Below are 9,921 nucleotides of genomic sequence, written 5' to 3' on the forward strand. Positions count from 1 at the left end.
CGCCAACCTCCGGGGCTCGCACTCAGGCTACGTTTCTCTCTTGCTGGCCCCGGCGGGAGCCGGGTCCACCTCAGTGCGGGCCTGAAGGGCGACAACGCCCACGGGCGCACCAGCCATCTGTTGGAGAATGTGGGCCAGTTCATCAACGAGCTCGTCGTTGTAGAGGTTGTCCAGCCCGATCTTCTCCGTCCCCGGCGCGCTGACCTCTACAACGTGCCGCTGCTGACGTTCTCCGAGGATTGAGCGCAGGCAGGGAGGTGGAGCTGGCCCGAGAAGCTTTCGTATGCCGGCTGATCGACGAGCACGGCCCTCGCACCTGACGAAGACGGCGCGGGCTGTGAACACTGACCTGTCGTCAGGGAATGTGAGACGGCCGATCTCAACCGCCACCGAATCCCACCTCGCCGCTTGGATACCCTTCCTGCCCGCCGGGGAAGCCCACACCGTGGCCGGATGTCACAGCCGCCGTGCCGGCAGCGATCCCTGTGTGGCCCCGTTAAGGCTCCTTATCAGCACTTCGACCTCCGCCCACCGAGCCTCGGCCAACTCCGTTTGCCCGGCCTTCTCATGAAGCTCTACGAGCGTCTTGAGAATACGCACCTGCCACTGTCGGTCGCCGAGGTCTCGGAAAATATCCAGGCTTTCGCTGTAACATTCCAGTGCCTGTTCGGGGCGACTCATTCGCTGGTGTAATGCCCCGATAGCACCGAGGTTGCGGGCCATTCCTCGACGGTCGCCGAACTTCTCCATGAGGTTCGAGGACATCATGTACTGGCGCAGCGCGCGGTCATCGTCTCCCTGCTCTCGGTAGGCGTCACCCATAATACGGAACGTCCAAGCTAGACCACGATGGTCCCCTATCGCCTCAAGGGTCTCTCGGGAGAGTTCCAGTAGCTCCAGGGCGGCCCGTGGATTTTCGCCGTCGATTTCGAGGTCCGCGAGCATCTGTAGCGACCAGCCCCGGGTGCGCGGCACCTCGTACTCGTCGGCAACAGCCAATGCCTGCCGAAGATGAGTACGGGCCTGCTCGTGCTCCCCCCGCACCCGGTGCAACCATCCGAGGTCGGATAGGCAGCTTGCCGTGGCAGCATGCTCTCCGGCCTGGGAGAAGATGACCAGAGCGCGACGGCCGTCGCGCTCTGCCTGCTCCAGCCGTCCCTGGAGCCTACGGAGGAGAGCAAGGTCGGCAAGCGTCACGGCTTCGCTCATCTCGTCCCCGTCCCGCCGGCATGCCTCGAGAACTGGCACCTGCAGATTCTCCCACTCATTCCACAAAGCCCGGGAATCCTGATAGGTGACGACCTTGCTGGCCAGTTCCGCAGCCGGGACGGTCGCGCCCACGGCCAGTGCCTCCCGGACGACACACATGTGGAATTCATACTCCGTGGCGAATCGCGCCAACACGTCTTCTGCGGCTGCTTCCTCATCGTCAGCGCCCGGAGGTACCCAAAGCGCAGTACGCCTTGGCGGCCGATGGGACCCAGGAAGCAGCAGTCGCTCGATTTGGCCTGCTTGGTGGAGGCAGAATCCTACGATCCGGTCTAATGCTGCACGGCGGTCGTGTTCCGGCACCTCGGTGACGAGTCGCTCGGCCGCGTAGTCCCGCACAAGATCGTGAAATCGGTACCGTGCCTCACCGAACACGTCGTGGCCCATCGCCTCCAGAAGCTGGGCCTCAGTCAGTTCCTCCATCGTCTGCTCGGCGTTCTGGGCCGTGGTGTTGAGCGCCGCCTGCAACGGGCGGGTCGAGAACGAGGGGGCGTCGCACAGCGCGAGCAGCAGCAACGCACGGCGAACGGTGGGCGTTTGGGCATCGACGCCGAGACTGATGCTTGCCCGGACGTCGAGACTACCGGCCTGTAGCTCACCCAGCCGCTGGTTCTGGTCGGCAAGCCGGCGGGCGAAATGAGCCAGGGACCAGCCAGGCCGTGCCGCCAGGCGAGCTCCCGCGATCCTTACGGCGAGCGGCAGTAGACCGCATGAGCGCACGATCTCGACGGCGGCTTCGGCGTCGGTCTCCACCCGTCTCTCCCCTGCAAGCTTGCCCAAGAGGGCGATTGCTTGGTCGTGTTCCAGTACTCTGACCTCCAGTGGGACGCTCCCATCAAGGCCGGGGAGCTGGGAGCGGCTTGTCACGATGGTCATCGTGGTGGCGGTACCAGGAAGCAGGTACCGCACCTGGTCCTCGCTCTGGGCGTTGTCGAGGATGATTAGAAGCCGTAGCCCCGAAGTGCGGGAACGGAACATCCGTGCCTGGTCGTCGAGTCCTTCGGGAATCGAGGCTGCGTCCGTGCCGAGATCGCGCAGCATCATTGCGAGGACGTCTGCCGGGGACCGCGGCACGGAGCCGGGGGCACCGCGCAGGTCCACATAGATCTGACCGTCGGGGAATAACGGCGCCAGACTATGACCAAGTTGGATGGCGAGTGCCGTCTTACCAACCCCCCCGCGACCCCAGAGCGTCAAGACGTTGGTCTTGGTAGCCCGGCTTCGGTCGTGTTTCCGTGTCACAAGCCATGGCCACAAGGGCCGGAGCAGGGCAAGTTCTCGCACCTCTCGTAGCAGGGCCTCACGCCCGGTGAAGTGCGCGACCACTGGGGGTAGCTGACGGATAGTGAAACTGGCCGTCCCGGTGGGAGGCAGGTCGCGGGCCTGCTCGAGCAGGGCGTTCACTCGCACACTCAGCGCGGAGCCAACCGCACCTACGGCCGTCCCCACACCGAGCACCCACGGTGGAGGTGAGTTGAGAGCGCTGAGCGTCGCGGCGATGGCCACGGCCGCTAGCCATACGATGGCGAGAGTAGCGATCTGGATATTTCCTTTCCTTCTTCCTCTGGCGGTCGCTGGCATTGTCAGCGATGTCCCATGTCTCGGGCCTCACGTGGCCGTCGCTGCAAATACTGTCCACCCCTTGATGTCCTTCCAGGGGCCCTCGTTCGCCTCGAACCACTCCTCGGCCGCCGCGTGCACCAGCGCGGCCACCCGTCGGTGCTGGTCGGTGCCCCGGAGAACGCCGTAGAAGACGAGCAACGATTCTGCGAGTGCTGCCAGCGGCGATGGTTCATGAAATACGAGATGCCCCCGGTAGGTGGTCTTCGTCACCTGCGGAAACACCGCAGCCAGGAGCGGCTGGATGGTATCGGCGTCAACGCCTGGCTGAGCGGGCAGCGGCAACCCGTCGCGGCGGACGCACGAGCTGAGCATCTGGGCCAGGCGAGGTGTGGTGTCGTGCATATTGAGCACCACCACCAGCGTGGCGCCCGGTCGCAGGACTCTGCGGGCCTCCTGCAGTGCGCGGTTCACATCACTAACGTGGTACAGCATATGACGTGCCAGCAGACAGTCAACGGACTGCGATCGGAGGGGCAGGGCACAGGCGTCGCCCTGGAGCGCTACCACTCGTCTGCCGCTGGTGGCGCGAGTAGAGGCAGCTGAGGTGTCCAGCCCGATCAACCGCCCGACATGCCCGGATTCGGCGCAGCGGCGCAGCAGTGCGCCGGTGCCGCATCCGACATCGACCACTGAGCCGCACGCGCCCGTAGCGGTGCGGATCACGGCCAAGACCACCTCTTCAACGCGGTCGGGTGGCTCACTGTGGGTGGCATGGATGGTTCTCCGAGTACGCAGTGGTCCAAGATCGGCATACTCGTGCGCGACGAGTTCCATCCCACCCCCTTGGCTTACGCACCATTTCCGCGCCCTTCCCCCGGCCCCGACGCCATGATGCCCAGAACCCAAACAGGTGAAAGTCGACTTCCGGACATCGGGCCGACAGGCAGGACCATCGTTCCGTGCCGGCAGCGTCCGCCAGCGCGTCCTCACCGATACCGACCGGCCCGTCGACATGCCGCTCGACCGCCAACCTCGCCAAGTGGCTGGAGGGCTGCTCCCGAGCCACCAAGGACACACCTGCCACCGTGCAGCGGACCACGACCGCGCCTGACACCCCAGACCGCACCATCCGGACCATGTGAGACGGTTCCTGAGAGGTCGTTTTCTCCCTTGAAGTGGAGATTTCTCCTGGATCCCTCGGGGTGGGATCGTCTTGTCGATGGGTCTGGCGGAATGGAGGTGACGCTTGTGCCGTATGGGGTGGCGGCTGGGGTGGGGTGTGCCGTGCTCCTGTCTCATCCCAAGACGCCCGTCGTGGGCCGCTGCTCCCGCCAGGAGTGTCTCGCGCCTGGACGCGTCCAAGCTGTGGGCGGTATGCCCAGGTCATGGCTGAGCGACGCCCCTATCCGAGTGATTTGTCAGATACCCGCTGGGAGTTGATCGAGCCGGTTCTGTCGGCCTGGCGGGCCAAGCGGCGACGGGGCGCCCTGGACATCGGCCGCCCGCCCGAGCACGACCTGCGCGAGATCATGAACGCGATCCTGTACGTCGATCGCACCGGCGTGCAGTGGCGCTACCTGCCGAACGACTTCCCACCCCACCAGACCGTGTACGGGTACTTCGCGAAGTGGCAGAAGGAGGGCGTGTTCACCCAGCTCACCGGCCTGTTACGCAGCCTGCTGCGGCGCCAGGAGGGCAAGCGTGCAGACCCGTCGGCGTGTGTCATCGACGCGCAGAGCGTCAAGACCTCCACGAGCGTCCCCGCCGCCGGACAGGGGATCGACGCGGCGAAGAGGATCGTGGGCCGCAAGCGGAGCATCGTGACCGACACGCTCGGCTTACTCCTCGCGGTCCTGGTCACGGCCGCGAGCGTGCAGGACTCCGTGGCCGGCACCCACCTGATCGACACGGTCGCCACCGACCATCCCTCGATCCGGAAGGCCTGGGTGGACGGCGGCTACCGCCAGCACCTCGTCGAGCACGCCGCCAGACGCGGCATCGACATGGAGATCGTCCAGCGCGGCCTCGCGGCCAGGGGGTTCACTCCGTTACCGCGGCGCTGGACGGTGGAGCGATCCTACGGGTGGCTGATGCTCCACCGCCGCCTGGCCCGCGACTACGAGACCCTGCCCGCCCGCTCCGAAGCCATGATCCACCTCGCTATGACCGACCTGATGACCCGCCGCCTCACCGGCGAAGCCACCATCTCCTGGCGAGATCCGATACCTCAGGATCAAATACAAATTCCAGGATGAAACATCGGGAGAAAACGACCTCTGAGCGTGACGTCCACCAGTCGGCCGGGCCGGTGCCCGGACTGCCGCTGGAGGGCGAGACGGCAGCACAGCACGTATCGGCGTCGCCTGACGGAACGGCCGGTGGCCGGACGGCAGGTGAGGGTGCTGCTGCGGGTGCGGCGGTTCTTCTGCGACCGCAACAAGTGCCCCCGGATGACGTTCGTCGAGCAGGTCGACGGCCTGACCGAGCCGTTCCGCCGCTCCAGTGCCCGGCTGACCGGGTGGCTGCGGCACATCGCCATCGAGCTTGGCGGCCGGGCCGGTGAACGCCTGTGCCGGGGGTTACGGCTGGCAGCCGGACGGACCCAGCTGCTGGGGCTCCTCCAAGCCCCGCCGGTGCCCGAGCGCGCGCCGCGCGTGCTGGGGGTGGATGAGTTCGCCTTCCGCAAGGGCGTCACCTACGGCACCCTCCTGGTCGACGTCGAGACCGGCCGGGTCGTGGACGTGCTCCCCGACCGGACCGCCGAGACCTTCGCCGACTGGCTGCGCACCCACCCAGTAGACGAAGCGGTAGCCGCCACCGGCGTCCTGGGTGTACTCGCCCACGAGGTCGCCGACGGTGGTGTCGCCGTCGCCGGCCACCGTGAGCAGGTCAGGGAAGGCCGCCTCGACCAGCGACATCTTCCCGGTCCCCGGCGGCCCGTAGAGCAACACTGGCACGCTCGCCTCGCGTAGCCTGCGCAGCGCCTCGACATCCGAGAGGTTCGCCAACGCCCTGGGGTGGTAGACCTGCGCGGCCGGGCGCCGGATCGATGTCGGCGGTCCTGCGCGCGAGGGGGAGGCAGCCGGTGTTGTGGTCGGGCGAGAAGCGGAAGACGAGGCGTGTGCCCTGCGCCGAGGCGTGGAGCGTTGCGCGGCGGTGAGGGTGGCGGGGTTCGCACGGTATCGGCGTGGCTTGGTGCCTACCTGCTCTGCCTCGCCACGGGAGACCAGTGTCTGGCAGGCGTTGCCGATCGCTCCGCCCGAGTGGCCCAGCTGGTTGACGAGATCGCGGATGGTCCACACCCGGGTGAGATCGGCGGCCAGGAGATGGGTGACCTTCGCTCGCAGCTCGCCGGGCCGAGCCCTTCCCACGCCGAGCGGCGCCGGGTTCGGCGTGGACGGCTGAGTGTGTGCGGCGCCGGAGGCGGATGAGGAGGGAAGGGACATCACGAAGTCCTTGAACCGGGGATGAGGGAGCGGCGTGGGGGTCCGCCAGCGGAGAGTCTCGAGGCCCTCGCGGGTGGGCGAGGGCTTACTGCTATCCGCGGTTGCGGGTAGCGGGGAGGGTCGGATGCGTGGCGGGCACGAGGGGTGGGGCGGGGTGGGAGAACAACTCGGTGGGCCGGTACGGGGGTGGGACGAGCGGATGGTCGCCGTCTGCGGCAGGTGCGGTAGCGGTGCGGTGGGGATGGGCACGCTGGGTCGGCGGTGCGACGCGGGTGCGCTGTCCGGCGCTGACGGTGGCCAGCGTGGTCAGCACGGCGGGCAGCGCGGCGGCGGCTTCGGTGAGCGTGAGCGCTGCGTGCGGGCCGGAACCGTGGCGTGCGAGGAGGCCGTCAGCCTGAAGTTGGGTGAGGCGGTAGGTGAGCGACACCGGAGCCAGCGGATAACCCAGCCGCGCGCGGATCTCGCTGACCTGGGCTGGCTGGCGCTGGGCGACGGTCCTGAGTGTGGCCAGGGCGTGCCGGTGGTGCACGACGGCCACGGCACGCTCGACCCGTTCGGTGTGCGTGCTTGGGCGATCGGCGGCCGGGAGGTGGTCGGCGGCCCACGTGGCGAGCGCTGTGTGGGCCTGGTCGATGACGCGTGTGGGGAGGGCCAGTGCGTAGATGACGGAGTCGCCGTGGCGTGTGCGGGTGATGAGGCCATCGCCGCACATGCGCTGCAGCTTGGGGCCGGCGTTGGTGACGGCCAAACCCGGGTGGGCGCGGACGAGGTCCGTGAAGCGCAGCGGTCCCTGCATGAGGGTGGTGAGCAGCCGGATGGTCCAGCGGGGCGCCAGAGCGTCGACGGCTTGCTCGGCGCGGGCGAGGTGGTCGTCGGTGAGGGAGGTCCAAGCGGAATCGGGCATAGGGAAGGTCTCCCGGCAGGGGAAGCAGACGGCTCGCACAGGCGCGCTGTCAGGGGCGAGATGGTCGGTGACCCGGGCGGTGAGGTTCGACATGGGCGGGGTCCGACGGTGTCGTCAGGGCCGCGATGGCGGCGTGGTGGGTGCCCATGACGGTGGGCTTGGGGAGCGGCAGCGTCCGGTCGGTGTGCCAGCGCGCGAGCCACGTCATGGCGGCGTCGTGGTCGGGGAAGGCGCCCTGCCGCAGGGTGTAGCTGGCGCCGTCCGGACGGGTCTGTTCCACGATGAGGCGGTAGGGCTGGTGAGCGTGGTGGATGTCCCGGTCGCGCAGCACGACCTCCACGACGTAGCCCTCGGCGGCCGAGGCCGGCTCGTGGGTGTACTCGTGCTCGATCCGGTAGCGGTGGTGGGAGTCACGCAGCTGCCTCTCCAACCACACCGTGTGGCTGTCGGCGGGTCGCCGAAGCTGCTCCGGGTGGCGCACGGCCAGTGCCTGTGGGGGAGCGCCGCGGCTGATCAGCCAGCGTTGCGCGAGTGGCATGAGGGACGCCCGGGAGCGTTCCACGTAGCAGCGGCGACTGCCCGGGTCGCGCGCGACGCACAGCGCCACCAGCTGGCCGGTGCCGGGCACATCCCAGATGGCCGCGCCGTCGTGGAAGATCCAAAAGCTCGCGCTTCCATCCCGCTCGTGATGCCAGGCCAGCGGGGTGAAGGAGTCGTCGGACAGCTGTAGCTCGTCGAGGTGCGAGGCCGTCGCGCGGTCGGCGGGTTCGTAGCCGACCAGGCGGTAGTCCGGTGACGGAGCGAAGGGTGAGGTGGGCATCGAGCCTTCCTGGCTACGGGTGACGATGGGGTGGGGCGCCGGTCCGGTCAGTGGCCGGGCGCGGTGCGGGACGAGCTGGGTGCGGGTCGTGGCGGCAGATGGGCAGGGGCAGCGGGCGTGATCAGGTGCGGGCGGGCCAGGGCCGGCTGGTGGTGCTCGCTGGGGGCGGCTCCGTGCAGGCGGCCCAGCCGGCGGGCTGCGGCGTTGTACGCCGCGTGGGCTTCACGCTGTCCGACCGCGAGGAGGAACACCTCCCGGGCACGGGCCGACCCGGGCGGCGCGCGGCGCTCCTGGTAGACGATCCGCCAGGTGGCGTCCGGGTCGACGTACAGCCGGCGGCAGCCGGAGAGGTCCACGCCCGCACGGATACCGAGCCGCACGCCGCGCTGTTCGCCGTGGACGAGGTCCTGCAGGTGCAGCAGCGCCAGCTCCCGGATCCACTGCGGCGCCGCCCGAAGGTCGGCCAGGGCCCGGGGGTCGGCCGCGAACCCGAAGACCGCCGCCCGCCGGGGCCGGTTCACGCTGCCGCCCGGCCGGGGCCGCTGGGCGGCGGCTCGTCAGCAGACCTCGGCGGGGCGAGCAGCCGGTGGGCGAGGCGTTTGGGGCTGGTCGTGCAGGCGGAGAACGGGCCACCGGGCGCCCGGAGCTGGGCGATGACGTGGTCGAGGTGGTCGCGGTGCCACACCGCCGGGCCGGACGGGCCCGCCTCGGGCGCGATGTGCTGGTGCCAGGCCAGCCACAGGCCGTGCAGCCGCGCGACGGCCTCCGGGTGCTCGATCCACCATGGGCACCACGGCGCCTGGGTGGAGATCTCCCGCCCGTAAACCGGCAGCAGCACCTCGTCCACCCACTGCGCCAGGGCTGCCACCTCACGCTGGTAGGCGTCGCCTTCCAACCCCACGACGAACGTCGAGCCCGGCGACGCCTCGACCGTCACACTGTCGGCGGTATCGCTGGTCAGACGCTCCAGCAGCTGATCGTGTGACTGGGCGCGCGCCGCAAGCATCGCGACGTGAGCGGCCAGATCATCCAGGTCCTGCTCCGGGACCCGGACCGGGTCAGGCATCCAGGACTCGGGTTCCTCAGCGGACACCAGCAGCGCCTCCCTCGGGATCGATCACGGTGGATCCCGAGGATCGCCACGGAGCCGGGTTTGGTACGGCCGAAGAATGCGTGATAGCCCCAGCCGGTGCCATCGGTGCCCGTTCGCTCCTCCACGACCGCGCAGCTCAGCACCACCCGCCCGTCGGCGCGCACCGCTACGGCCCTGCCAGCCCGAGGTCTTCCGGGCGTGTGGCTGCGTGGAGTGCCTCGTCCAGGCGCTCGCGGGCGATGGCGGTGTAGTGGCTGCTGAGCTCGATGCCGATGAAGTCCCGGCCCTCTAGCAGGGCGGCGACGCTGGTGGACCCGGAGCCGGCGCAGAAGTCGAGGACGGTGCCGCCGGGCGGGCACAGGCGAACGAGCTGACGCATCACCTCCAGCGGCTTCTGTGTGATGTGCGTGCGGCCCTTCCGCGGCTGCGAGGCGGAGAACAGCCCCGGGAGGTAGACAGGATTCGTCGTTGCGTCGACCGGCCCCTTGGTGCCCCAGACGATGTACTCGCAGTCCTGCTTGATACGGCCTTTCTGAGGGCGCGCGGCGGGCTTGTGCCAGGTCGCGATGCCGCGCCAGGTCCAGCCCGCGGCCTGGAAGGCGTCGGTGGTGATGGGGACTTGGCGCCAGTCGGAGAAGACCAGGCAGGTTCCCGAGGTCTTGGTGGCGCGGTACGCCTGGCTGAGGTTGACGGCCAGCCAGTGAGCCTTTTCCAACCTCAGGCTGCGGGCCTCAGGTGAAGTGCGAGGACGGCTTTGACCAGGTTGGTTATGCGGGGCGTGCTGCATCGCAGCTTCCGCAGGAGCCGCCAGGACTTCAACGTGGCG

General features: G+C 68.8%; 8 protein-coding genes and 3 pseudogenes. 2 read left to right on the forward strand and 9 right to left on the reverse strand.

Annotated features, from left to right (window positions below; genetic code table 11):
* Nucleotides 1–456: 456 nt before the first annotated feature.
* Both ACTWP5_RS17585 and ACTWP5_RS17590 read right to left on the reverse strand, forming a co-directional pair.
* Nucleotides 457–2,850 carry a tetratricopeptide repeat protein gene (locus ACTWP5_RS17585; protein ID WP_443221922.1) on the reverse strand — a complete coding sequence of 798 codons (2,394 nt, stop codon included), beginning with the start codon at nt 2,848–2,850 and terminating at the stop codon, nt 457–459.
* Between the two features lie 27 nt (nt 2,851–2,877).
* On the reverse strand, nt 2,878–3,666 hold the full coding sequence (locus ACTWP5_RS17590; RefSeq protein WP_443221923.1) for a class I SAM-dependent methyltransferase: 789 nt from the start codon (nt 3,664–3,666) through the stop codon (nt 2,878–2,880).
* 551 nt (nt 3,667–4,217) lie between these two features.
* On the opposite strand from ACTWP5_RS17590, the gene ACTWP5_RS17595 reads away from it, so the two are divergent.
* Entirely contained in the window at nt 4,218–5,087 is an 870-nt protein-coding gene (locus ACTWP5_RS17595; protein WP_443221924.1) for an IS5 family transposase, read from the forward strand.
* Nucleotides 5,088–5,282: 195 nt separating this feature from the next.
* Nucleotides 5,283–5,564: pseudogene (locus ACTWP5_RS17600) on the forward strand (ISL3 family transposase); the annotation flags it as partial.
* Nucleotides 5,565–5,627: 63 nt separating this feature from the next.
* On the opposite strand, the pseudogene ACTWP5_RS17605 reads toward ACTWP5_RS17600, so the two are convergent.
* The 7 genes and pseudogenes from ACTWP5_RS17605 to ACTWP5_RS17635 all read right to left on the reverse strand — a co-directional run.
* Nucleotides 5,628–6,278, reverse strand: a pseudogene (locus ACTWP5_RS17605) (AAA family ATPase); the annotation flags it as partial.
* A 91-nt stretch (nt 6,279–6,369) separates the two neighbouring features.
* A complete protein-coding gene (locus tag ACTWP5_RS17610; protein ID WP_443221925.1) occupies nt 6,370–7,182 on the reverse strand; it encodes a winged helix-turn-helix transcriptional regulator in 813 nt (270 codons plus the stop codon).
* Between the two features lie 49 nt (nt 7,183–7,231).
* Nucleotides 7,232–8,002 carry a hypothetical protein gene (locus ACTWP5_RS17615; RefSeq protein WP_443221926.1) on the reverse strand — a complete coding sequence of 257 codons (771 nt, stop codon included), beginning with the start codon at nt 8,000–8,002 and terminating at the stop codon, nt 7,232–7,234.
* A 47-nt stretch (nt 8,003–8,049) separates the two neighbouring features.
* Entirely contained in the window at nt 8,050–8,523 is a 474-nt protein-coding gene (locus tag ACTWP5_RS17620) for a hypothetical protein (RefSeq protein ID WP_443221927.1), read from the reverse strand.
* Nucleotides 8,520–9,095, reverse strand: a complete 576-nt coding sequence (locus tag ACTWP5_RS17625) for a DUF4913 domain-containing protein (RefSeq protein ID WP_443221928.1) — start codon at nt 9,093–9,095, stop codon at nt 8,520–8,522. Before ACTWP5_RS17625 ends, ACTWP5_RS17620 begins: the two co-directional genes overlap by 4 nt.
* A gap of 166 nt (nt 9,096–9,261) precedes the next feature.
* Nucleotides 9,262–9,810: a DNA-methyltransferase gene (locus ACTWP5_RS17630; protein WP_443221929.1), complete on the reverse strand. Its 549-nt coding sequence runs from the start codon at nt 9,808–9,810 to the stop codon at nt 9,262–9,264.
* Between the two features lie 2 nt (nt 9,811–9,812).
* Nucleotides 9,813–9,921 (reverse strand): annotated as a pseudogene (locus ACTWP5_RS17635) (IS5/IS1182 family transposase); the annotation flags it as partial.

It is taken from the genome of Streptomyces sp. 4N509B (genome assembly GCF_052245655.1).
Lineage (GTDB): Bacteria > Actinomycetota > Actinomycetes > Streptomycetales > Streptomycetaceae > Streptomyces.